At 40.6% G+C, this 278-nt stretch carries 1 protein-coding gene; it reads left to right on the forward strand.

What is annotated here, in order from left to right; all coding sequences use genetic code 11:
* Nucleotides 1–16: 16 nt before the first annotated feature.
* The coding region (locus tag ETC07_RS16170) for a hypothetical protein (RefSeq protein WP_205742570.1) at nt 17–278 on the forward strand (262 nt) is incomplete at its 3' end.

Genomic DNA, 278 nt, shown 5'->3' on the forward strand with positions numbered 1-278 from the left:
TGAAAAAGAGGACATGATGAAAGCTCTGGACAATGTTGAGCAAAGTTTGTCCCAATCGGAAAGCAAACTGTCGGAGGACAATCTTGCGAATTATTTGGCTTATGCCAAAGACTACACAGCATCCAGTCAGGGAAAAGAAAATGAGCTAGAAACACTTGGAAGTATGATTGGTTCTAGGAAGTCTTTTTATGTCTTTGATGTCGGTGAAAATTTGATTTATTCGACCAATTCGTATGGTTTCCCGCTAAGGAAAGATGTGGGGGATTCTACTCATGCTG

Source organism: Halomonas borealis, from assembly GCF_004798905.1.
In the GTDB taxonomy this organism is placed as follows: domain Bacteria; phylum Pseudomonadota; class Gammaproteobacteria; order Pseudomonadales; family Halomonadaceae; genus Halomonas; species Halomonas borealis.